Source organism: Desulfurobacterium sp. TC5-1, assembly GCF_000421485.1.
Classification (GTDB): domain Bacteria; phylum Aquificota; class Aquificia; order Desulfurobacteriales; family Desulfurobacteriaceae; genus Desulfurobacterium_A.
In genome coordinates this window covers 1,176,285-1,197,473 of the sequence record NZ_ATXC01000001.1, presented here as the reverse complement: position 1 = coordinate 1,197,473, position 21,189 = coordinate 1,176,285, and the positions used below count along the sequence as shown (strand labels likewise).

Below are 21,189 nucleotides of genomic sequence, written 5' to 3'. Positions count from 1 at the left end.
GTCATATGAAGTTTTTTATTGATACTGCAGATGTTAAGGAAATAAAGGAAGCTGTGGAGCTTGGTCTTATAGATGGTGTTACCACGAATCCAACGCTGATTTCGAAAACGGGAAGACCTTTTAGGGAAGTTGCAAGAGAAATTCTTGAGCTTGTTGATGGACCTGTGAGCCTTGAAGTTGTTAGTCTTGATTCAAAAGGTATGATTGATGAAGCAAGACAGCTTGCAAAACTTGGTGACAATGTTGTAATTAAAATACCAATGACTACGGAAGGCTTAAAAGCTGTTAAGGTTTTATCTGAAGAAGGAATAAAAACAAACGTTACGCTTGTCTTTTCACCTCTTCAGGCACTTTTAGCGGCAAAAGCTGGTGCTACTTATGTTTCACCTTTTGTTGGAAGGCTTGATGACATCGGGCATGATGGCATGGAACTGATATCCCAGATTGTTGAAATATATGGGAATTACGGATTTACGACAGAAATAATCGTTGCAAGTATCAGGCATCCAAAACATGTCCTTGAAGCTGCTCTCATCGGTGCAGATATTGCAACAATTCCGTTTAAAGTGATTGCTCAGCTTGCGAAACATCCTTTAACAGACATAGGGATAGAGAGGTTCCTTGAGGACTGGGCTAAGGTACCTGACAGAGAATCTATTTTTAAGTGATTTTGGGGGAGATGGTGATAGAAGCAGATGCTCTGAAGCAGTATATAGGGGAGGCGAGGGAACTATTTAAAGAAGGGATATCAAAGTTAGAAGAATTTGAAGAGGCTGTTCTAATCCTTGCCAAAACCCTTGAATCGTATCAGGATCTTATAGATATCTCGACAGTTGTTCCCAAGGAAAAGTTCATAAAATATCGGCTGAGCAGACTTATAAAAAGGATGTCTTTTGAAAGGAATAAGACGGTTTTAGGGATAAGGATTAAGTTTCATCTTGGCAACTATCAGGAACTCAGGGATATTATTATTAACTATATTGATAGTCACATAAGGCCTACGGATACTCTCTTTCTCTTTGACGATTATTCAATAGGCATTATTTACATTCTGGATAAAAACCTTGAATCAAAGGTAAAGGTTCTAACCAGGATTGAAGAGATACTTTCAAATTTTGAGATACAGTTAGATTACAAAGTTAAATCAAACATAAGGTGGGATCTTTCAACGACGGAACTTGATCCATCCGACAGCGTTGAAGAGTTTTTGACAAGATTGAAGGAGGGGCGGGAGTAGCTTAACTCAAACTTTTAAGAGTTTCTTCCCACGATTTGCTCGGTTCTGGCAGGGGTTCTTTAAAGAAGTGTTCATACCTCCTTACAACTTTATCCCACGTTGGAAGACTCGTTTGAGCACCTTCTGCTTCTATAGTAAAAGATGCTACAGTTGAAGCTATCCTGCCGGCTGTTTCTATGTCGTAGCCTTTTAAGAGAGCTGTCAGAAAACCGGCCCTGTGTGAATCTCCAGCACCTGTTGGATCAACAGCCCTTGAAGATTTAACGGCAGGTATTCTGAAAACCTGACCTTTAAATAGAATTATTGACCCCTGTGCGCCTAAAGATATACAGATCAGTGAAGGTCCTTTTATCTCTCTGATGCTTTTAAGTTTTAAAATTTCTTTTATCCTTTTTGCCTCGTGGTTGTTCATGAAGAGGAGATGACAGTATTTCAGGAGTCTTATGACTCTGTATGGGTAGGAAAATGTTTCCTGTCCTGGATCAAAGCTGATTAACTGTTTTCCTTTGTACTTTTTTAAAAATCGCCTGTAAAATTCAAAATGTCCTGTCGAAAAGTGTAGTATCCTGTACTCTCTGGCGAGTGATTCTGCAAGGTGGATGTTGTGGAAAAGGAGTCTTGCCACCGCTTTTTTGCTTTCGTAGTAGTAGAGAATTTGATCCTCACTCTCTTCCTTGCTCAATATAAAACTTCTCGCCATCGGAAATTCGGTAGTTCTTATTACGCCTCTTACGTCAACCCCTTGTTCTGTTAAACACTTTTCGTAGTTCATCTTTTTGAAATCGTAGCCGGAAACTGCAAACAGGCCACTTTTGACACCAAGCCTCGTTGCTGCAACGGCGACATTTGCCCCGGCACCTCCGTACGTGTAGCGGTATTTTTTAACGGGTACTGTTTCGTTAAGGGCCGCGAATTTATCAACTATCATCAGGTTATCTATGACGATGGAACCGAAAGCCAAGATGTCTCTTTTCACCTTTTCCTCCGTAAGGAGTATTATTACTTGAGTTTATCACAGAAGAGTTGATATGTGGAAGGAGTTTAAGTTGTGAAGAGAATTATCGGGAAGAATTTATGTGAGGGGGGACTGGATGAGGATAAAAAATCTCTCCACTTTCTCCATGCTAATATTGTTTTATTCTTTTATGAGTTTGTTTAATTTTGAAGCAATATTTTCCACTTTTTTGCCAACCCCTATAGATTCTACAAAAACGACTCCTATTTCTGTCTCTTTTTTTAAGGCATTTCCTATCTCTCCGCTGGTGAAAATACTGTCTATAACTGTTGTCCCGTACTTTTTGAGACTTTCAGCGGTTTTTCTGCTTAAGTTTCTTGAAATAAACAGCGTGCCAGTTTCGGGTTTTGCTTTTTTTATATTATCCTGACCAACTATTGTTATTCTTGATTTGTGGGCCATGGAAAGGAGAGAGAGGAGATAGTTTTTTAGCTGTTTTATCGTTTCTTTAGCAACTTCTTCTGGTTCAATCTTTCCCTTGAACTGTTTCTTCACAAATTTTTTAATACATTCTCTGTCGGGACAGACATTAAAACCCCTTCCAGGTAATGTTCCTTTAATATCTGGAAGGGGTTTACCTTCAAACGTTATAAATCGTATAAACTCTTCTTTTTCGCCTTTCTTTCTACAACCTGCACATGTTCTTTCTGGCATCTTACTCTTCTGTTTCAAGTGATTCAAGCTCCTGTATTTTCTTAAAGTCAGATTCCTTGATTATGTCAATACCGACTATCTGTCCTACAAGTTTTGAGGCAAGTCTTGCGTTAACACCGTGTTTTCCTATTGCCAGTGAGAGCTGGTCATCCGGTACTACGACTTCTACTCTAAGTTCTCCATCCTCATCTTCATAACTTTCTGCATGGAGAACCTTCGCCGGTGATAGCGCTCTGGCCACAAGCTCTGCTATGTCGTCAGTCCACCTGATTATCTCTATCTTTTCGCCGGAAAGTTCTCTTGAGACCGGCAGAATTCTGCTGCCTTTAACGCCGATGCAGGCACCTACAGGGTCTATGTGCTCTTCCTTTGTGTCAACGGCAACTTTTGCCCTTATTCCCGGTTCTCTTGCAACGGCCTTTATCTCTACTAACCCTTCTGCCACTTCAGGTATCTCTATTTCCATAAGTCTTTTCAGAAACTTTGGATGTGTTCTTGAGAGGATTACGTAGGGTGGCGGATAATCACCTATCCTGCTTTTTCCTCTCTTTTTATACTGCCTGTAGTCAAAAACAATGTCATATATGTAGGCTCTTACTCTTTCGCCTAAACGGTAACGCTCTTTTGATATCTGTTCTTCCCTGGGAAGAATACCTATAACCCTTCCAAGGTCTATTACAATGTCACCATTTCTCATTATCTGTTTTACTGTTCCGGAGATAATGTCGCCGATTTTCTCTTTGTAGTAGTCGTAGAGTGCCTTTCTCTCTGCCTCTGTTATCTTTTCATGGATAACCTGTGCAGCTGCCTTTGCTGCTATTCTTCCAAGCTCTTCAGCTTTTATTTCTACTAAGACCTTGTCGCCTGTGCTTTTCTTTTCTCCCGTTATCTCTTCGGCTTCTTCTGGTGTTATCTGGTAATCAGGATTTTCTACCTTTTCCACAATCTCTTTTTCCTGATATATGCCAAAATCCTTGCCATCCTCGTCTATTTTAACGACAAGGTTGCCTCTGTATCCTGCCTTCTTTGCAGCGTTTATTATTCCTGTTTTAACGGCTGCTATTACATCCTCTTTTGATATACCCTTCTCTTTGCAGAGCATCTCTATGGTTTTTCCAAGGCTTTCCATTAGTTCCTCCTTATTCACTTGTTGAAAAGAGAGTCAAGATCAAGCTTGGCAGTCTTGATCTTTTCAAAAGGTATTTCTACTTCGGTGTTCCTTGATACATCATGAATGGTTACGCCTTTGTCATCTGCAGAGAGTATTTCACCTTTGAAGTTTCTCTGATTATCGAGAGGTTCTGTCGTCTTTATTTTGACGACGTTTCCAATCTGTTTCTCAAAGTCTTTCTGTTTTTTTAAGGGTCTATCAAGGCCCGGTGAGGATACCTCAAGGTTATAGGGGTGGTGTATCAGGTCTTCGACGTCAAGTATCGTTCCAATCCTTTCGCTTATCCACTGGCAGTCGGAAATGGTAATTCCACCGTTTTCTCTATCGGCGTATATTCTCAGTACCCAGCCTATCGGTTCTCTAACAAACTCTATATCAACTAATTCAAAGTTTCCCTCTTCCAGTATTGGAAGCAAGAGTTCTTTTACTTTTTCTATAAGTTTAGATACTCTTTCCTCATTCATGGTTCACTCCTAAATTTGGTTGGGGGCAAATAAAAAGGAGCGGGCAAGGCACCCGCTCTTCACACGGAATATGAATGCGATGAACACAGACAGCTCTTAACCGCTCTGTATAAATTTAGGGCAGAAAGGTCGTTTTAGCAATCAATTTGGTATTGGAATATGAGAATAAGGGGTGGCTTTGATGAGAGAGATCTTTAACCGTCTTTTAAAATGTTTTGGACCGCAGTACTGGTGGCCTGCTGATACGGAGTTTGAAGTTTGTATTGGTGCTATTCTTACTCAAAATACTGCATGGAGCAATGTTGAGAAAGCTATTGCAAATCTGAAAAAAGAAAATCTTTTATCACCGGAAGCTATCATTAAGGTGTCTGATGGAAGATTGAAAGAGCTTATAAGGCCTGCGGGTTTTTATAACCAGAAGGCAGAACGGTTAAAGGCATTTTCATCGTTTATTCTCAATGGTGGTGGGATTGAAAAACTGTCCCGACTTTCCCTTTATGACTTAAGAGAAAAACTGCTTTCCATTAAGGGTATTGGGAAAGAGACGGCAGATTCAATGATTCTTTATGCGTTTAAAAAGCCGATATTTGTGGTTGATGCTTATACAAAAAGGCTCCTTTTCCGTTTAGGAAAAATTGACTCTGAAAAGGTTGATTATGATGTTTTAAGGGAAATGGTTGAAGTTTGCCTTCCGTCAGATGCAGAGCTTTTTGGGGAATTTCACGCACTTATTGTCAGGCAGTGTAAGGAATTTTGTAAGAAGAAACCTTCCTGCAAGGATTGTTCTTTAAAAGCCATGTGTGTGTTTTATAGAAAGGTGGCTGCGGAGGGCAGCCACCGGTGATTATTGTTCTTTTTTTAGAGGGACAACATCAACGGTAATTGTGGCTTCGATGTCCTGGAAGAGGTGGATCTTGACGTCGTAGGTGCCCGTTTCTCTGATCGGTTTTTCAAGGATAATCTGTTTCTTCTCGATGTCTTCGTATCCAGCTTCGTGAAGGGCTTTTTCGATTTGAGATGTTGTAACTGAGCCGAAAAGCTTTCCTTCTTCACCGGCTTCGTGCTTTATCGTTACTCTCACGGAAGAGAGTTTCTCAGCAAGCTCCTTAAATTTCCCTAACTGCTTGGCAGCCTTTTTCTTGAGCGCGTTAAGTTCATTCTTTACTTTTCTTATATTTGAGTCTGTGGCAGGAAGGGCGATACCTTGAGGTATAAGGTAGTTTCTGCCGTACCCGTCTTTTACTTCAACAATGTCGCCCACCTTTCCAAGATTTTCCATATCCTGAATCAGGATTACTTTCATTGCAACCCTCCTTTAAGTTTTCTAAAGTCAAACCAGAAGTCGAACAATCCTGCGAGTGTTATTATAACCAGTGCTGCTAACGGGAAAAGTATGGCTATAAAAAAGGTGATAATTCTGCTTAGAGGTCGCCATCTTTCCATTATGCCTGCTACTACGGCAAATCCCTGTATGAGGAAAAAGCCGCACGTTGCTATAAGTGCGTTTGCTCCAGCTATCTGTATGGCGGGAAGCGGTTTAAAAACAGCTGCTATACCGCTTAATATGAACAGTATTACTGGAATTACACCAAAGTTTATCCGTTTAAACTCAATATCTCTTTTAGCTACAAGCACTATCGTGCCTATTATGATTACGGCAAAGAGTGCCGAAGTGTAAAAGTAGAGTCCCCATCTAAAAGGGATTATTGCTTTTATAGGCTCTATGTCTTGAGGTGGCCCGAAAAAGAAATCTTCGCCTATGGAGATAAGGTAAAAGTACATTGTAAGGAGCAGAGAAAGCCTTTCTCCTTTCATGTCCTTTTTAAGCAAGAACCACGTAATATAGCCGGGTACTACCATTTCAGCTACGTTCAGAGCCGTTTCCCATCCACCTGTTAGCCAGACTATTCCTATTCCTGTTAAAGTTGCTATGCCAGGGAAAACAAACCCTTCTCTTTCAATTCCCATGAACAGGGTTACGGGAATGAAGAGTGATAAACCCCAGCCGAAAGCGGCAAAGACATCATTGCCCATTGCCACTCCGGCTATGCATGTAAGAGCAAAAAGTATTAAGGATATCCTGACGTTTCTCATCAGTCCACTTTAACAAATGGTAGTAGTGCGAGGTGTCTTGCCCTTTTTACAGCCTTTGCAAGCTGTCTTTGATGCTTTGAACATACGCCAGAAATTCTTTTTGGAATAATTCTTCCTCTTTCACTGATGAAAGGTTTGAGAAGTTCAACGTTTTTGTAATCTATATGTTCAATTTTTTGTGCACAGAATTTACAGTACTTCCTTCTCCTGATAAATCTTCTTTGTTCTGCCATTTTAAACCTCCTTAAAATTCAATGTCGTCTATGTCTGTTGTTTCCTCACCTTTACCTGAAGGTTGGCTAAGGAGCTGAACTCTATCTGCAACAACTTCAATTTTAGAACGTTTCTCGCCTGAGTCGGTTTCCCAGCTGGATTGACGGAGTCTGCCTTCAACTAAAATTTCCGTTCCTTTGTTGAATCTGCTTACGGCCCTGTCTGCAGCATCTCCCCACACAACGATGTCAATAAAGGAGGTCTCTTCCTGCCAGTTGCCGTTTCTGTCTCTGTAGCTGCGGTTTACTGCTATGGTGAATCTTGTAAAGGGTGTTCCAGAGTTTGTGTGCTGGAGCTCCGGATCCCTTGTAAGCCTTCCGGCAAGAAAAACCTTGTTTAAATTAGCCATTGTTTGCCTCAGAATCGGATTTAGCTTCTTCTTTCTTGAGTCCTTTTACTTCTGAAGGTTTGATTCTAAAAGAGAGAAATCTTATTACATCTTCGTTTATTCTGAAGAAGTTTTCAAGATTCTTCACGAAGTTTCTATCATTTGTGTAAGCGTGAATGAGAACATAGTATCCCATTTGGTAGTCATTGATTGGATATGCAAGCTGCTTCTTGCCCCACTTATCTATGTGAAGCACCTTTCCATTGTACTTCTCAACGGCGTTGTTTACCTTCTCTATGGCTTTTTCTATCTCTTCATCTGAAAGAGTTGGTCTGAGTATGTAAACTGTTTCATAGTAGTATTCTCTCATTCTTTACCTCCTTTGTAGGTTAGAAGCTCGCACTTTTAGCTTCTGCGGGTTTCCCTTCAATAATTTCTGCTATCCAGTCTGCCGCTTTCTCAACTGCCTGTTCAGTCACAGGTAGTTGCTCTTCAGTAAATGGCTGCAGTACATAGTTTACAACTTCTTCTTTTCTTGCCGGTCTTCCGATACCTATCTTTAGCCTTGGAAAGTTATCCGTTCCAAGGTGCTTTTCTATTGACATTAAACCTCTATGCCCGCCGTGCTTTCCCTTAAGTCTCATTCTAACTTTTCCGACAGGCATATCTAAGTCGTCGGAAACGACTAATATCTCTTCCGGCTTGAGCTTGTAAAACTTAGCGGCCTCAATTACGCTTTCGCCGCTCCTGTTCATAAACGTTAACGGCTTTAGGAGCGTTACCTTCCCGTGTGTGCCGGGAATTTCCGCGACGATACCTTTAAATTTTTCTCTCGAAAATTCTTCGTTGAACCTTTCTGCAACCCGGTCGAGCACCCACCATCCTATGTTGTGCCTTGTTAATGCGTACTCTTTCCCGGGATTTCCAAGCCCAACGATGAGTCTAATCATCGTTATTCTGCTGCCTCTTCAGTTTCTTCTTCACCCTCTTCCGGTGTTACCTCTTCTGTTTCAGAAACAACAACAACTGCCGTTTCCGGGTCTTCAAGAATCTTTACACCTTCAGGGACAGGTATATCGCTGATGTGGAGGGCATCGCCTGCGTGCAGGTTAGAGATATCTATAACCAGTTTTTCTGGAATGTTTCTTGGAAGTGTTTCAATTTCAACTTCTCTGAAGAAGATTTCGAGGACTCCATTTTCTTCTTTAACGCCAATAGGTGTTCCTACAAATTCAAGTTCTACTGTCGTTACGATTGTTTCGCCGAACGTTACTTCATGGAAGTCCACATGGATTGGTACATCGCCGAGGTAGTTGTACTGAATCTCTTTGAGAATGCAGATCCTTTCGTCACCCTCGATGTTGATGTTGATAAGACCTGAGTGGTGTTTAAGTTTTTTCAGGTCGCTCGCTTTTATTGCGATTGGTGTTGCTTCCGGTCTCCCTCCGCCGTAGATAATTGCTGGAAGGAGGCCTTCCCTGCGTAACTTCCTTGCTACCCCTTTGCCTGTCTTTTCTCTGCGGGTAGCCTCCAACTTTACTGTCTCCATTCTTACCTCCTGAAAAAATTTTTGCGGGAAAGCACGCAATATTTACATTCAAATTGGCAATTTGTCAAGGGGTAAAAGCTGTTGTTGATTGTATGGTATATTCTTTATTAAAGCTGGAGGAAAATATGGAAGGAATACGGAGTCTAAATACAAATGTAAAAACGCCTGCCGGTGATTTTCATGTCCAGACAGAGTTTTATCATACGTCTCAGAGAATAATAACCCTTCTATTTTATGCCGGGCAAGCCGTTATAAGAATAGAAGATTTACCCAATTTAGAGTCTGCGAACTTAGATGACGAAATAAAAAGGGTTCACGAGTCTATAGTCAGACGTCTTTCTCTCATAAGGGTTCCGGTTTCTATGGAGAGGGTTAAAGAGCTTTTAACTTTAAGGACAGGTTTAAAAAACGTGGCCTTTATAGAAGAGATAGTTTCTATTAAAAGGGCTGATGAGATTTTTGATTTTGGGATTCTTGTTGCAAGTGGAGCACCGGTACCTGCCGGAATTGTGGTTTTTCCCGGGGCTTCTGAGGAAGAGATAGAGAGAGGTTTTTACCTTTTAAAGGAAAAGTCGGGGGCTGAAAGGTTTATTGCTAAAACGGGGAAAAAAGAGGGGAGGGTAACTTTTTTCAACATCGGATCTTTAGGAAAGCTGAAAAGAGCCGTTTTGCAGATTATTGAAGAGATGGAGGATACGGCGATTGTTTCTGAAATGATAGATGCAAGGAGTTCGGGATTCCTGTACTCTTCTGATCCTCTTACCGGTGATAACACGGTGATAATTGAATCGAGCTGGGGTATATGTGGATATATAAAGGGTAACAAGCTCAACCTTGATAAATATAGGGTTGACAGGGAAACCTTTGAATTCTGGAGGATAAAGAAAGAGATTGTCAGAAAGTACACAGAGCTTTCTATAGATTCTGAAACCGGAAATATTACAGAGGCAGAAATATCCGATGATAGAGCTTTGATGGCAAGTCTCTCCGATGAGGAGGTGTTGACACTTGCCAAATTTGCCCTTTCCGTAGAGAAAAATTTTAGTAGAGCTATAAGGCTCGATTTTGTTATTTCGAGAGGGGGCGATTCCTATTTTACAGATGTTTGTGCTGTTGGAATCAAAGAAAAAAAAGAGCTGCTGAGAAAGATATCTGTTCTTGAAGAAGTTCCTTTTTATCCTACTGGTGTTAAGGTTTTTGCGGAAGCAACAGATGTTGACGTTGCCAGAACCTTAAGTTTCCTCCCTTGTGACGGGATATTCTTCAATATCGGTGGCGTTAACAGAGAGATTTTTGAGAGAGTTTTGCTTGAGACAGCGGAAACGGCCTTTCCAAAGCCGGTTATAGTAAATGTAGAGGAAGAAGCAGTGCTGAAAACAGTTAAAGAGGCAAGGAATAAAGGTTTTACAAATGTGTGGACTGCTTCTTCTCCCAGCGTTAAGATTCCGCCCGATGTTCCATCTTTTTGCAAGGAAGAGACACCATTTGTAACCGGTAGTGTTTTTAAAGGTAACTATGGAAAACTTTTTGTCAGCGGGGATACACTGCTTTCTCCAAACCTTTCCCTTATAAGAGAACTTATTCGTTCCGGTTTTGATTTTATAGCGGTTCATCCTGATGAGATAGCGTATATAAAGAAGGTAGTGGCTTCTGAAGAAAAGAGACTGATGTTAAAGATGGCCCGTCGGTTTCTAAAGTTGGAGGAGCGTATTTGACTTTTTGACAAAACGGAAAGGTTGCATATAATTTCCTTCTACAAAATCTTAAATTCCGATAGGTTTGTCTATTTAGAGTTTTAGGAGGTGCAAATTGTCAACAAAGAGGACTTATCAGCCGAGTAGAATACACGGAAAGAGAGTTCATGGTTTTAGAGCTCGAATGAAGAGTAAGACTGGAAGAGAGATTCTCAGAAGAAGAAGGAAGAAGGGCCGTAAGAAGCTTACGGTAAGTGACGAGTGGAGAAGAAGATAACTTTTACCTTTTCCCGTGAGGATAGGGTAAGAAAGAGTCGTGATTTTAAATATGTTTTTGAATCTGGGAAGAGCCTGGGTGGTTCCACCATGGCTCTTTATTTTATTTTGAAGGAAAGCGGAAAGCCAAGGGCTGGTTTTATAGCTTCAAAACGTTTTTCAAAAAGAGCGGTTGATAGGAACAGAGCGAAGCGTTTAATGAGGGAAGTTTTCAGGCTTAACAAACACAGACTCCTTCCCTGTGATATAGTTTTTATAGCAAAAAAAGGTATGAATGGTGCTTCTTACCGTGAAGTAGAGGAAGATTTTTTAAAACTTGCTTCGAAAGCCGGTATTTTAAAGGATTGATGAATAATGGTTAAGAGAGTGCTAATAGAAATTATAAAAGGTTATAAAAGGTTTATTTCGCCCGTTTTACCTAAAAGCTGTCGTTATTATCCAACATGTTCTGATTATGCTATTCTTGCGATAGAAAAGTATGGAATTTTTAAAGGTGTTTTGAAGGCCCTTTGGCGCATTTTGAGATGCAATCCTTTTTCGTCGGGCGGTGTTGATTATCCATAAAATTTGAGGAATGGAGAGAGAGTATGAGTCAAGAGCAGAATAAGAAGTTGCTTGTAATCATGCAGGCAGTTGCTATAACTTTCTTGGTTTTTGCCCTTTTTACAAGATTTACTAAGGGTAAGCAGCAGGTTAAAAAGGCCAGCACGACAGCTTCAACGGTTAAAGAGAATGTTTATAGATTTCCCGTTAAAGGACTTGAAAAGACCGGAGCTTTTATTAGAGTTGATACACCCCTTTACACGGCTAAAATCTCAAAAGTTAATGGCGCAGTTGTGAGCTTTTACGTTAAAAAGTACAAGGCGGAACTTGTTTCTGATGCGGCGGAGAGATTAAAGCTCTTTCCTCTTACGACCGTTTCAAGCAATGAGACGGTTAATAGGTGGCTTCTTTCGGAACCTCTTGAAGCTTCTGCCTCTTCTATTTCCCTTTCTAAATCACCTGAGAAACTTGTCCTTAAGGGAGCTTTACCCGACGGAAGGGTCTTCGTTAAAGAGTTTACCTTTCATCCCGATAACTACGTAATTGATGTTAAAGAGAGCTTAAAAGGCACAAAGCTTTCGGTAATAATCGGACCTGACATAAAGATTAACGAGGCTCACACATCACGTATGGGACATATAGGTCCTGTAGTTGAGCTTTCAAACGGAAAGGTGGAGAGGATAGACGTTAAAAAGATTACATCTGCATCTTTTAACTCTGTAAAATGGGCGGGAGAAGAAGATAAATACTTCTTATGTGCTGTTAGGGATTCGGCCTTTTCCGTTGACATTGTTGCCTCAAAGGGCAAGTCCATCGTAAATAGCCACGTGGCTTCCTTTAAGGCGTTTTTTGGACCCAAGGAGCTTTCTCAACTTGAAAAACTTGGTATGGATAAGGCTATCGATTTTGGTATTTTCGGTTTTCTTGCCAAACCGCTCCTTAAATTCTTTCTCTTCCTTCATCAATTTATTCCAAATTACGGCCTTGTAATTATTGTTTTAACTCTGATTATAAAAATTATAATGCATCCTCTTACTCATAAAAGCTTTGAATCAATGAAAAAAATGCAGGTTCTTGCTCCAAAAATGGAGGAGCTGAAGAAGAAGTACGCAAAGGATCCTAAAAAACTCAATGAAGAGATGATGAAACTATATAAAGAAGAGGGCGTTAACCCCATGGGCGGCTGTCTGCCCATGATTCTTCAGATTCCCATTTTCTTTGCTCTTTACGAAATATTTCTTAATGCCGTTGAGCTGAAAGGTGCAAGTTTTCTGTGGATTAAAGATCTTTCAACACCGGATCCTACGTTTGTTCTGCCTATACTTATGGGTCTTTCAATGATTCTTCAGCAGAAGTTAACGCCAAGTGCCAATCCTGAGCAGCAGAAAATATTTTATGTTATGGCGATAGTTTTTACGTTCATGTTTGCAAAATTTCCGGCAGGACTTGTCCTCTACTGGATGACAAACAACCTGATTACCGCCGCCCAAAACTTTATAATAAATAAGATGATTCATCACGGAGAGTCGTAAAAGATGGATCCGGGCGGTGGTAGTAGCGTAATAGCTGAAGGATTGATTTTAGCAGTTCTTCTGCTGTTTTCGGCTCTCTTTTCCGCTTCTGAAACGGCATTCTTTTCTCTGAGCCGTTTGAGGGTTGAGAGGCTTGCTCTTGCGGGAGATAAAGCAGCTAAAGAGATATACGACTTTCTTCAGAATCCTGCGGAACTCATAGCCACGATCCTCATAGGAAACGAGATGGTAAATATTGCCATCTCTTCAACGGCTGCCCTCCTTTTTATAGACCTCTTTGGTGAGAAGGGTTCTATCTATGCCGTTCCATCTACAGTTGTTGCTCTTTTGCTTTTTGGCGAGGTTACGCCTAAAACTTTTGCTGTTAAATACAGTGAAAAGTACGCGTTTTTTGTTGTAAAGTTTATTAAATTTGTCAGTTTCATACTTACGCCTGTAAGAACTCTGCTTATAAGTTTTGTTTCCTTAATTTTAAAGCCTTTTGGTATTGAACTTTTCAGTGAACAGAAAGTTATTTCTGACGAAGAGTTTATGATATTAGTTGAAGAGGGTGCGAAAGAAGGAGTTATTGCTAAAGAGGAAAAGGATTTGATTGACAGAACTCTTGACCTTGATGAGAGTGATGTCAAAGAGATAATGATTCCAAAACATGAAGTTTTCGCTCTCCCTGCCGGTATGAAGGTAAAAGACGCTTTAAAAAGGATAAAAGAAAGGCGGTTTTCCCGTATTCCCGTTTACGGTAAAGACCTTGACGATATAAAAGGGATCCTCTATACAAGGAGGATAATTCCTCTTCAGTTGAAGGAGGAAGACTTTGAAAAGCCCATCGTTGAGTTTACTGACAAGCCATTTTTTGTCCCTGAGTTTAAAGAAATTGATGACCTTCTTGAAGAGATGCAGAGGAAGAAGAAGCACCTTGCTATAGTTGTTGACGAGTACGGGAACACGGCTGGCATTGTGACGCTTGACGACATTCTCTCTTCTCTTATCGGTGAAATTCCAGATGAGCGGCAGACTGAAGAGAAGGATTTTGAAAAGATAGGGAATAAGAAATACAGAGTTAATCCAAGTGTCAGTATAGAGGATTTTAAAGAGTTTTTCGGTATAGATGAAATGACGGAAGAGGAAAAAGAGGTTGATACTGTAGGGGGTCTTGTTATGAGACTCCTTGATAGGATTCCCAGAGAAAGAGATTGCGTAGAGTGGAGTGGTTTGAAGCTCAAGGTTGAGAGGATGGAGGGCAACAGGATTAAATCCCTTATCGTGGAGCGGATGTGAACGGTTTTTACGTGGTTGCCATACTGATCTGTGTTGCCTTTGAAGCTTTCTTTTCGGGAAGTGAGATAGCTATCATATCTGTCAGTCGCGTTGAGCTTAAAAAGCGCCTGAAAAGAGGTGACAGGACCGCAATGCTTTTAAATCAGCTCTTGAAAGAGCCCGAAAAGATTCTTGCAACGACTCTGGTCGGGACGAACATTTCAACAGTTTCAGCCGCTACACTATTTACGGCGCTTGTGGTAAATAACGTTTCTTCTGTTTATCCTTTCGTTAGAAATTATCCTGAACTTTTTACCGTTGTAACGCTTACGCCTTTAACAATCACTTTTGGTGAGCTTATACCTAAAAGTCTATTTCAGAAGTATTCGGATAAGATTGCGTTTAAAATAGTTTATCCCCTTTACTTTTTCCATCGATTGTTCAGACCGTTGACGTTACTTATCACCTTTGTTGCTGCGTTCCTTACCAGCCTTTTTGGTGAAGAGACGAAGAAGAATCCTTTTGTTACTAAAGAGGAACTTGAACTTCTTGTTGAGAGTGCCTCCCGCTCAGCTTTTGAAAAGACGGAGAGGAAGATACTTAAAAATGTTTTGAGGCTTAAAGAGAAAACGTTAGGCGACATATATGTGCCTCTTGTAAATGTGGTTGCCGTTAACATGAATTCAAGGGTAAAAGAGGCTTTGAGACTTTTTAATAAGACCGGATTCTCAAAGCTTCCCGTATATAGGGAGCGGTTTGACGATATAGTCGGTTACATTCTGATTACAGATCTCCTTGATGCCGCTGATAAGTTTGTCTCTGTCAAAAACTTTTTGAGGCCCATTCTTGTTCTTCCCGAATACATGAGCCTCATTGATGCTTTAAAAGAGTTGAGAAGGGCAAAGACTCAGATGGCCGTCGTGGTTGATGAGTTCGGTTCAACGCTCGGGATAGTTACGATAGAGGACATACTTGAGGAAATAGTCGGAAGAATAGATGATGAGTTTGGCGGTGAGCATTCGCTGGTTAAAAGGCTTTCTGACGGTTCTCTCCTTGCAGATGGTTCTGTAGAGATAAGTGAAATAAACAGATATCTTAAAACTTCTCTGCCTTCGAAGGCGGACTACGTAACACTTGCAGGCTTCGTTCTTAAAACTCTTGGAAGATTTCCGAAGAAGGGTGAAAAGGTGAATTATCACAACCTTACGATAGAGGTTGTTGACGTTGATAAAAGAAGGATAAAAAAGCTAAAGCTGAAGGAAAGTTAGTTCTTGGTTGCATTATCACTGCCGTTTTTCCTGCACTTTTTGCATTTATACATGTTTTTATCCGCTCTTAAAATGGCTTCTTCGGGGTCTTCGTAAGCTTTTAAGATTTCGTAACCTATCGATACGCTTAAGTTGAAAGGCAGACCAAAGATAGATGCAGACCTTGCTACATTTTCTTCTATCCTTTCTATGATCTCTTTTACCTCTTTTTCTGTTATTCCAGGGAGAACTATTATGAATTCGTCACCGCCCATCCTGACGACTACATCGTTCCTTCTGACGGCCGATTTTACTGCTCTCGCTACGGCGTAAATGGCTTTGTCGCCCATTTCGTGACCGTAGCTGTCATTGATTTTTTTAAGGTCGTCCATGTCAACTAAAATAAAGGCGACAGGGGCAAGGCGCAGCTCTTTTATCTTTTTGATTTCTTCTTCAAGTACGTACCTGTTGTAAACGCCCGTTAAACTGTCGTGGTAAGCTTTCCACCTTATAGATTCTGATAGTGTTACTTTAAGTATTTCCCTGCAGGTTTTTTTGGCAAGTTCAACAAGTTTTAGTATCAATTCTTTTTCCGTGTCACCGTCGAACTCTTCCGGAGATGGGCTGAAGTTCCCGGCTATTAAATATTCTATTGCATCCATAAGGTCATTGGTGTAGGGACATTCGAGGTTTTTTTTCTTTAAGGCCACCCTTATGTTGAGGACTTCTATGAATTTTTCAAGTGATTTCATTATACATTCGTTGTTTTTAATTTCTCTGAAGAATATGTTTCTATTGCTGGTCATCAGATAGCGCTTATTTAGAAACTCTTCTTCGGCAAGTTTTAATAACTTTCCTTCTGGAATGTTAGCCTTTCTTGCTATCTCTATTAATTTTCTCCGTCTCCTCCGGGAAAAGCTTGCTACCCCTATAGCACCTGTTCCTATACCTTTAAATTTTCCTTCAATGTATAGCGGGATGGTATATACCAGCTTTCCTATGGGACATTTTGTTATGAAGGGTTTGTCTGTTCCTTTTGCTCTCTTGAAATTTTCTTCAAGAAATTCGGAGCACATTTTTGTGTCTTGCCTTCTTAAAATGTTGCACAGTGAGGAGATTCTCGCTGCGTATCGAATCTTTCTTTTTTCGTCTGTGATAATGCAGGAGCCCCCGAGAGGAAGGACAAACTTTTCTAACAGATACCCTATTTCTTTGTAGCTTACAGAGTTTTTCTTCTCCTTTTCCATCTGTTCCTTTGAGTAGGTTTAGTCTATTTTAGTAAATTCATATTTTAGCAATATTTCCTTATGTTTTCAATTCCCATAGAATATAGTTGTTTTTCTGTGAATTTATCATAAGTTGAAAGAATGTTGATAATCATTAGCATTTATCAGGAGGATTTGATGGCTGCAAAAGAGATAAAGAAAGGTATTCACTGGGTAGGTGCAGTTGACTGGGACAGGGTTCTTTTTGATGAAATCGTGGCTCTTCCCGAAGGGACAAGCTACAATGCCTATCTTGTCTTAGGAGGTGAGAAGGTTGCACTTATTGATACAGTGGAGCCTTACAAGAGAACTGAGCTTTTTGAAAACCTGCAGGAGCTTGGAATCGAAAAAATTGATTATATCGTTTCTAATCATGCTGAACAGGACCATTCCGGTGCTATACCATATGTTCTTGAAAGATTTCCGGAGGCTAAAGTTGTTACAAATGCTAAGTGTAAAGCAATGCTTCAGGACTTGCTTTTCCTTTCCGATGATGTTTTTAAAATTGTATCTGACAGAGAAACTTTGAATCTTGGCGGTAAGACGCTTCAGTTTTTCCTGGCTCCGTGGGTTCACTGGCCGGAAACAATGTTTACCTATGCTGTTGAAGATAAAGTGCTTTTTTCATGCGATTTCCTTGGTTCTCACATTGCAACGAGTGAGCTTTTTGACACTACTGACGAAAACAGAGCAAAAGTTTATCTGGAAACAAAGAGGTATTATGCAGAAATAATGATGCCTTTCCGGAACTTTATAAAGAAACATCTTTTATTAATAGAGGAACTTTCTCCTGAAATAATAGCGCCGAGCCACGGCGTTGTCATAAAAGAGACAGAATTTATTTTGAACGCTTACAGGGAGTGGGTTTCTGATAATGTTAAACCGCTGGTTTTAATTCCGTTTGTTTCTATGCATGGGAGCACGCGGACGATGGTTGAATTTTTAACCAGAGAACTTTCAAGGAGAAACATTGAAGTTCGTCCGTATAACTTAATAACTGCTGATTTGAGCAACATTGCTATGGAACTGGTTGATGCCGCGGCCGTGGTTTTTGCATCTCCGGCAGTTCTTGCAGGTGCTCATCCTTCCGTTATCGGATTTGCTTACCTTATGAATGGTTTAAGACCCAAGACGAGGTTTCTCTCCATTATAGGCTCTTACGGATGGAGTGGGACTGTGGTTGAAAAACACCTGAAGGCGGTTTTATCTTCCATTAAGGCAGAATGGATAGAGCCTGTAATGATTAAGGGATTTCCCGGAAGGGATGACTTTGAAAGACTGGAAACTCTGGCTGAAATTCTTTCTGAAAAGCTAAAAACCGCATGAAGCGCCTGCTTTATGCGGCCGTTTAAATGGGCAACTATAAGAAAACCATGTCGTCTCTATGAATGCACTCCTTGTCGAAGGAGTAAAGTTCTCTGCTGCTGCACCTGACGATACCTTTGAAAAGGGTCTTCCCGTTTACGTCTAAAACTTCAACAACATCGCCTTTTTCAAACGTTCCTTCTATTCTTTTTACACCTTTAGGTAGAAGGCTTTTCCCTTTGTTAATTACGGCTTCGGCAGCCCCTCTGTCTATTATCAATTTCCCCTTTGGTTTCTCAAGGTAGAGAATTCTGTACGCTTTTGCTTTAAGTTCCTTTTTAGGTAGGAAGAGCGTACCTCTTTTTTCTCCTTTCAGGATTCTTACCGTTATTTTCTCTTCCCTTCCGTTGGCTATGATGACAGGTATCCCTTTTCTTGCTGCTTTGAAGGCGGCTTCAACTTTCGTCCACATGCCGCCCGTTCCGAAAGAGCTCTTTCCGGAAAAGTCGCAGGTAAGCTGAAGTTCACTTATGTCATTTACAATATCTATCTTTTTTGCATCAGGAAAGGTGTTTGGATCCCTGTCAAATATGCCGTCTGTTGTTGTTAACATTATCAGGAGGTCTGCTTCAACGACGACAGATACGTGGGCGGCAAGGTTATCGTTGTCTCCGATTTTTATCTCTTCAACGGAAACGGTATCGTTTTCGTTTACTACTGGTATGACGTTAAGTTTAGACAGGGCGTGGAACGTATCTTTTGCGTGGGTAAACCGCCTTTTTGAGCGCAGGTCTTCCGCCGTCAGTAGAACCTGCGCTATGTTGTATCCGTGCTTTTTAAAGGCTTCTGTGTATGCTGCCATCAGGTACGGCTGTCCAACTGCTGAAAGTGCCTGCTTTTCCTGGAGAGACTTGGGCTTCCTTGAAAGGTTTAAAACTTTTATTCCGGCAAGGACGGCACCAGAGCTTACCAGGATAACCTCTTTCCCCTCTTTTTTAAGAATGGAGAGCTCTTCTGCTATTTTCGCAATGAAGTTCCTGTTAAGTCCGTTTTGTTCTGCTAACAGTTGACTTCCAACCTTTACAACAACTCTTTTAACCTGACGGAGCATCAAAGTACCTCTTAAAATTTGTGGTGCTTAAAGAATATCATTTTTCTTTCCGATTGCTCAAACGGAAAACTTTTTATAAACTTGTTCTGTAGTGTGAACGGAGGTTCAGATGGATACGCTTCTTCGTGTTGAAAACCTGTCAGTTACCTTTGAAAATAGGGGAATATTTAGCTCGGAAGTTTTTCACGCCGTTAAAGGCGTGTCGTTTTCGCTGAGAAGGGGAGAAGTTTTAGGTATAGTTGGTCAGAGTGGTTCAGGTAAAACGACTGTTGGGAGGGCAATTTTAGGGCTTGTTCCTTATGAAGGAGAGATAGAGTTTAGTGGAAAGACCATGTCATGCATGTTTCAGGATCCTCTTGCTTCTCTACATCCTTATCTCTCTGTCAGGAGGCAACTTCTTGACATTCTACCTGACGAAGAAAAGATAAGAGAACTTTTTGTTAGTTTTAACCTTAACTATGATAGGCTTTCGGTTAAAAAACCTTCTGAGCTCTCAGGTGGTCAGAGACAGAGAGTCATTATCATAAGGTCGCTCCTGGTTTCACCTGATCTGATAATTGCAGATGAACCGATTTCAATGCTTGATGTTACGCTTAAAATGTGGGTTTTAAAAACGCTTAGAGAGCTAAAGGAGAATTTTGGACTTTCTATGCTCTTCATTACTCATGATCTTTTAACGACAAAGTATATCTGTGATCGGATTATGGTTATGAAAGACGGTGAAATTGTTGAAGAGGGAACACTTGAAGAGATTTTTGAAAATCCAGGGAAAGATTATACGAAAGAACTTTTAGATGCTATTCCAAGGTTGTGAAAAATTGGTTGCGGGGGAGGGATTTGAACCCTCGACCTTCGGGTTATGAGCCCGACGAGCTACCAGACTGCTCTACCCCGCGTCAGTGCAGTGTATAATATAGACATCTGGTTCCGGGTGTCAAGTGGATGTACGAGTTTAATACATGGCGGGCACTCCTATATTTTCCAGTATAACCCTAAAGCTTCTCAGCGATAGCCATATTGAGGTTCATAGAATTGATGACACCGGATAATTGTTCTAAGTCTGTTTGAGGTTGCCTCTATCTGTGAGAGGCTTTTACCGGATTAATGTTTTTCTTTCTGATCTTTAACAGTGCACTTTTGGTTTGCTGAGTTATAAATCCACACTTCTTCTCTTTTGTATTTAAAGCAGGCAGACAAATGATAAACTTTATTTATAAACATTTATAAACTTGCAGGAGGTTATTTATGGGAGTTGCCTTTATATTTCCTGGACAGGGTTCTCAGTATGCAGGTATGGGAAAAGAGCTTTACGATACGTTTCCTGAGGCACGTGAAGTTTTTGAGATGGCATCTGAGGGTGCCAAGATTGATATGGCAAAGCTTTGTTTTGAGTCTTCTGAAAGCGAATTGACACTTACATATAACGCCCAGCCGGCGATTCTAACTGTTAGTATGGCTGTGCTTGCAGTTTTAAGGAAGAACGGATTTTCAGTTGAACCTGAACTTGTGGCCGGACATTCTTTAGGCGAATTTTCTGCTTGTTGTGCAGCTGGTGGTTTTTCTGTTACAGATGGTGCTTATCTTGTTAGAAAGAGAGGTGAGTTTATGCAGGAGGCTGTACCGGAAGGTGTAGGTGGCATGACCGCTGTTATTGGTCTTCCTGCAGAGAAGATAGAGGAAATTTTAAAGACGGTAACTTCAGGATTTGTACAGGTGGCAAATTTCAACAGTCCCGAGCAAACAGTTATTTCCGGTGAGATAGAAGCGCTAAAAGAGGCAGAGTCTAAGCTTGAAGAGGCAGGTGCTAAAAGAATAGTAAGGCTTGCCGTTTCTGCTCCTTTCCACTCTGAACTTATGAAACCTGCTGCTGAGAAACTTGCAGAAGAGATGGAGAAAGTGGCGTTCAATACGCTTACCGTTCCGCTCCTTAACAATGCTGATGTAAAGGAGTTAAAGGAACCTGAAGAGTTGAAGGATTCTTTCTATAGACAGATGTTTTCCCCTGTCAGATGGGTTGAGGATGTTAGATATATGGAAAGTAAAGGTATAGATTTATGTTATGAGATAGGTCCGAAAAATGTTTTGAAAGGTTTGATGAGGCGAATAACGAGGAACATAAAGGTTGTTAATGTTGAGAAGCCGAAGGATATTGAAAAGCTTCTTGAAGGGTAGAA

General features: G+C 40.7%; 26 protein-coding genes and 1 tRNA gene. 13 read left to right on the top strand and 14 right to left on the bottom strand.

The features are described from left to right. The first annotated feature begins 5 nt into the window (after positions 1–5). A complete protein-coding gene (gene fsa, locus H153_RS0106205) occupies positions 6–668 on the top strand; it encodes a fructose-6-phosphate aldolase (protein WP_022847277.1) in 663 nt (220 codons plus the stop codon). 14 nt (positions 669–682) lie between these two features. Next, positions 683–1,237, top strand: coding sequence for a hypothetical protein (locus H153_RS0106200; protein WP_022847276.1), 555 nt, complete (start codon positions 683–685; stop codon positions 1,235–1,237). 1 nt (position 1,238) lies between these two features. Here the strand turns inward: H153_RS0106200 and H153_RS0106195 are convergent, their stop codons facing one another. The 4 genes from H153_RS0106195 to rimP all read right to left on the bottom strand — a co-directional run bounded on the left by H153_RS0106195 (position 1,239) and on the right by rimP (position 4,541). After that, positions 1,239–2,213: a PfkB family carbohydrate kinase gene (locus H153_RS0106195; RefSeq protein ID WP_022847275.1), complete on the bottom strand. Its 975-nt coding sequence runs from the start codon at positions 2,211–2,213 to the stop codon at positions 1,239–1,241. Between the two features lie 159 nt (positions 2,214–2,372). Continuing rightward, entirely contained in the window at positions 2,373–2,906 is a 534-nt protein-coding gene (locus tag H153_RS09490; protein ID WP_040371607.1) for a YlxR family protein, read from the bottom strand. A 1-nt stretch (position 2,907) separates the two neighbouring features. Continuing rightward, positions 2,908–4,035 (bottom strand): transcription termination factor NusA, encoded by a 1,128-nt coding sequence (gene nusA, locus H153_RS0106185; RefSeq protein WP_022847273.1) that lies wholly within the window; start codon positions 4,033–4,035, stop codon positions 2,908–2,910. Between the two features lie 14 nt (positions 4,036–4,049). Continuing rightward, the gene (gene rimP / locus H153_RS0106180) at positions 4,050–4,541 is read right to left on the bottom strand and encodes a ribosome maturation factor RimP (protein WP_022847272.1); all 492 of its coding nucleotides are present in this window, start codon (positions 4,539–4,541) and stop codon (positions 4,050–4,052) included. 181 nt (positions 4,542–4,722) lie between these two features. On the opposite strand from rimP, the gene H153_RS0106175 reads away from it, so the two are divergent. Continuing rightward, the gene (locus tag H153_RS0106175; RefSeq protein WP_022847271.1) at positions 4,723–5,385 is read left to right on the top strand and encodes an endonuclease III domain-containing protein; all 663 of its coding nucleotides are present in this window, start codon (positions 4,723–4,725) and stop codon (positions 5,383–5,385) included. On the opposite strand, the gene rplI is transcribed toward H153_RS0106175, so the two are convergent. The 7 genes from rplI to H153_RS0106140 are packed head-to-tail and all read right to left on the bottom strand — an operon-like array spanning position 5,386 to position 8,785. Further along, positions 5,386–5,844 carry a 50S ribosomal protein L9 gene (gene rplI, locus H153_RS0106170; protein WP_022847270.1) on the bottom strand — a complete coding sequence of 153 codons (459 nt, stop codon included), beginning with the start codon at positions 5,842–5,844 and terminating at the stop codon, positions 5,386–5,388. Further along, the gene (locus H153_RS0106165) at positions 5,841–6,635 is read right to left on the bottom strand and encodes a hypothetical protein (protein ID WP_022847269.1); all 795 of its coding nucleotides are present in this window, start codon (positions 6,633–6,635) and stop codon (positions 5,841–5,843) included. The genes rplI and H153_RS0106165 overlap by 4 nt, the downstream gene beginning before the upstream one ends. Then, positions 6,635–6,868, bottom strand: a complete 234-nt coding sequence (gene rpsR / locus H153_RS0106160; protein WP_022847268.1) for a 30S ribosomal protein S18 — start codon at positions 6,866–6,868, stop codon at positions 6,635–6,637. Before rpsR ends, H153_RS0106165 begins: the two co-directional genes overlap by 1 nt. An 11-nt stretch (positions 6,869–6,879) precedes the next feature. Then, entirely contained in the window at positions 6,880–7,257 is a 378-nt protein-coding gene (gene ssb / locus H153_RS0106155) for a single-stranded DNA-binding protein (protein WP_022847267.1), read from the bottom strand. Beyond that, complete coding sequence (gene rpsF, locus H153_RS0106150; RefSeq protein ID WP_022847266.1) at positions 7,250–7,606, bottom strand: 30S ribosomal protein S6; 357 nt, start codon at positions 7,604–7,606, stop codon at positions 7,250–7,252. The genes ssb and rpsF overlap by 8 nt, the downstream gene beginning before the upstream one ends. 19 nt (positions 7,607–7,625) lie before the next feature. Then, positions 7,626–8,186, bottom strand: a complete 561-nt coding sequence (gene pth, locus H153_RS0106145; RefSeq protein WP_022847265.1) for an aminoacyl-tRNA hydrolase — start codon at positions 8,184–8,186, stop codon at positions 7,626–7,628. Between the two features lie 2 nt (positions 8,187–8,188). Beyond that, complete coding sequence (locus tag H153_RS0106140) at positions 8,189–8,785, bottom strand: 50S ribosomal protein L25 (protein WP_022847264.1); 597 nt, start codon at positions 8,783–8,785, stop codon at positions 8,189–8,191. Positions 8,786–8,910: 125 nt separating this feature from the next. Here H153_RS0106140 and H153_RS0106135 point away from each other — a divergent pair, with 125 nt between their 5' ends. The 7 genes from H153_RS0106135 (at position 8,911) to H153_RS0106110 (ending at position 15,355) form a co-directional block, all read left to right on the top strand. Beyond that, positions 8,911–10,500, top strand: coding sequence for a PEP/pyruvate-binding domain-containing protein (locus tag H153_RS0106135; protein ID WP_022847263.1), 1,590 nt, complete (start codon positions 8,911–8,913; stop codon positions 10,498–10,500). Between the two features lie 94 nt (positions 10,501–10,594). Further along, complete coding sequence (gene rpmH, locus H153_RS0106130; protein WP_022847262.1) at positions 10,595–10,756, top strand: 50S ribosomal protein L34; 162 nt, start codon at positions 10,595–10,597, stop codon at positions 10,754–10,756. Continuing rightward, on the top strand, positions 10,741–11,103 hold the full coding sequence (gene rnpA / locus H153_RS0106125) for a ribonuclease P protein component (protein ID WP_022847261.1): 363 nt from the start codon (positions 10,741–10,743) through the stop codon (positions 11,101–11,103). Before rpmH ends, rnpA begins: the two co-directional genes overlap by 16 nt. Positions 11,104–11,109: 6 nt before the next feature. Continuing rightward, positions 11,110–11,319 (top strand): membrane protein insertion efficiency factor YidD, encoded by a 210-nt coding sequence (gene yidD / locus H153_RS10090; protein ID WP_081638834.1) that lies wholly within the window; start codon positions 11,110–11,112, stop codon positions 11,317–11,319. 23 nt (positions 11,320–11,342) lie between these two features. After that, positions 11,343–12,830 carry a membrane protein insertase YidC gene (yidC, locus tag H153_RS0106120; protein WP_022847260.1) on the top strand — a complete coding sequence of 496 codons (1,488 nt, stop codon included), beginning with the start codon at positions 11,343–11,345 and terminating at the stop codon, positions 12,828–12,830. Positions 12,831–12,833: 3 nt separating this feature from the next. Then, a complete protein-coding gene (locus H153_RS0106115; protein WP_022847259.1) occupies positions 12,834–14,108 on the top strand; it encodes a hemolysin family protein in 1,275 nt (424 codons plus the stop codon). Next, entirely contained in the window at positions 14,105–15,355 is a 1,251-nt protein-coding gene (locus tag H153_RS0106110) for a hemolysin family protein (protein ID WP_022847258.1), read from the top strand. The genes H153_RS0106115 and H153_RS0106110 overlap by 4 nt, the downstream gene beginning before the upstream one ends. Here H153_RS0106110 and H153_RS09950 read toward each other — a convergent pair. Beyond that, positions 15,352–16,581 carry a GGDEF domain-containing protein gene (locus H153_RS09950; protein WP_022847257.1) on the bottom strand — a complete coding sequence of 410 codons (1,230 nt, stop codon included), beginning with the start codon at positions 16,579–16,581 and terminating at the stop codon, positions 15,352–15,354. The genes H153_RS0106110 and H153_RS09950 overlap by 4 nt on opposite strands. A 156-nt stretch (positions 16,582–16,737) precedes the next feature. On the opposite strand from H153_RS09950, the gene H153_RS0106100 reads away from it, so the two are divergent. Further along, a complete protein-coding gene (locus tag H153_RS0106100; protein ID WP_022847256.1) occupies positions 16,738–17,925 on the top strand; it encodes an FprA family A-type flavoprotein in 1,188 nt (395 codons plus the stop codon). A gap of 34 nt (positions 17,926–17,959) precedes the next feature. Here H153_RS0106100 and proB read toward each other — a convergent pair whose 3' ends face one another. After that, positions 17,960–19,015, bottom strand: a complete 1,056-nt coding sequence (proB, locus tag H153_RS09480; RefSeq protein ID WP_022847255.1) for a glutamate 5-kinase — start codon at positions 19,013–19,015, stop codon at positions 17,960–17,962. A gap of 109 nt (positions 19,016–19,124) precedes the next feature. On the opposite strand from proB, the gene H153_RS0106090 reads away from it, so the two are divergent. Then, positions 19,125–19,829: an ABC transporter ATP-binding protein gene (locus H153_RS0106090; RefSeq protein WP_022847254.1), complete on the top strand. Its 705-nt coding sequence runs from the start codon at positions 19,125–19,127 to the stop codon at positions 19,827–19,829. A gap of 5 nt (positions 19,830–19,834) precedes the next feature. On the opposite strand, the gene H153_RS0106085 is transcribed toward H153_RS0106090, so the two are convergent. Then, a tRNA-Met gene (locus H153_RS0106085) sits at positions 19,835–19,911 on the bottom strand. A 349-nt stretch (positions 19,912–20,260) separates the two neighbouring features. Here H153_RS0106085 and fabD point away from each other — a divergent pair. After that, a complete protein-coding gene (gene fabD, locus H153_RS0106080) occupies positions 20,261–21,187 on the top strand; it encodes an ACP S-malonyltransferase (RefSeq protein ID WP_022847253.1) in 927 nt (308 codons plus the stop codon). The last annotated feature ends 2 nt before the right edge of the window (positions 21,188–21,189 follow it).

Coding starts and splice junctions, on each gene's coding strand:
- fsa (WP_022847277.1), top strand. CDS start 6: ATGAAGTTTTTTATTGATACTGCAGATGTTAAGGAAATAAAGGAAGCT.
- H153_RS09490 (WP_040371607.1), bottom strand. CDS start 2,906: ATGCCAGAAAGAACATGTGCAGGTTGTAGAAAGAAAGGCGAAAAAGAA.
- nusA (WP_022847273.1), bottom strand. CDS start 4,035: ATGGAAAGCCTTGGAAAAACCATAGAGATGCTCTGCAAAGAGAAGGGT.
- rimP (WP_022847272.1), bottom strand. CDS start 4,541: ATGAATGAGGAAAGAGTATCTAAACTTATAGAAAAAGTAAAAGAACTC.
- H153_RS0106175 (WP_022847271.1), top strand. CDS start 4,723: ATGAGAGAGATCTTTAACCGTCTTTTAAAATGTTTTGGACCGCAGTAC.
- rplI (WP_022847270.1), bottom strand. CDS start 5,844: ATGAAAGTAATCCTGATTCAGGATATGGAAAATCTTGGAAAGGTGGGC.
- H153_RS0106165 (WP_022847269.1), bottom strand. CDS start 6,635: ATGAGAAACGTCAGGATATCCTTAATACTTTTTGCTCTTACATGCATA.
- rpsR (WP_022847268.1), bottom strand. CDS start 6,868: ATGGCAGAACAAAGAAGATTTATCAGGAGAAGGAAGTACTGTAAATTC.
- ssb (WP_022847267.1), bottom strand. CDS start 7,257: ATGGCTAATTTAAACAAGGTTTTTCTTGCCGGAAGGCTTACAAGGGAT.
- rpsF (WP_022847266.1), bottom strand. CDS start 7,606: ATGAGAGAATACTACTATGAAACAGTTTACATACTCAGACCAACTCTT.
- pth (WP_022847265.1), bottom strand. CDS start 8,186: ATGATTAGACTCATCGTTGGGCTTGGAAATCCCGGGAAAGAGTACGCA.
- H153_RS0106140 (WP_022847264.1), bottom strand. CDS start 8,785: ATGGAGACAGTAAAGTTGGAGGCTACCCGCAGAGAAAAGACAGGCAAA.
- H153_RS0106135 (WP_022847263.1), top strand. CDS start 8,911: ATGGAAGGAATACGGAGTCTAAATACAAATGTAAAAACGCCTGCCGGT.
- yidD (WP_081638834.1), top strand. CDS start 11,110: ATGGTTAAGAGAGTGCTAATAGAAATTATAAAAGGTTATAAAAGGTTT.
- yidC (WP_022847260.1), top strand. CDS start 11,343: ATGAGTCAAGAGCAGAATAAGAAGTTGCTTGTAATCATGCAGGCAGTT.
- H153_RS0106115 (WP_022847259.1), top strand. CDS start 12,834: ATGGATCCGGGCGGTGGTAGTAGCGTAATAGCTGAAGGATTGATTTTA.
- H153_RS09950 (WP_022847257.1), bottom strand. CDS start 16,581: ATGGAAAAGGAGAAGAAAAACTCTGTAAGCTACAAAGAAATAGGGTAT.
- H153_RS0106100 (WP_022847256.1), top strand. CDS start 16,738: ATGGCTGCAAAAGAGATAAAGAAAGGTATTCACTGGGTAGGTGCAGTT.
- proB (WP_022847255.1), bottom strand. CDS start 19,015: ATGCTCCGTCAGGTTAAAAGAGTTGTTGTAAAGGTTGGAAGTCAACTG.
- H153_RS0106090 (WP_022847254.1), top strand. CDS start 19,125: ATGGATACGCTTCTTCGTGTTGAAAACCTGTCAGTTACCTTTGAAAAT.
- fabD (WP_022847253.1), top strand. CDS start 20,261: ATGGGAGTTGCCTTTATATTTCCTGGACAGGGTTCTCAGTATGCAGGT.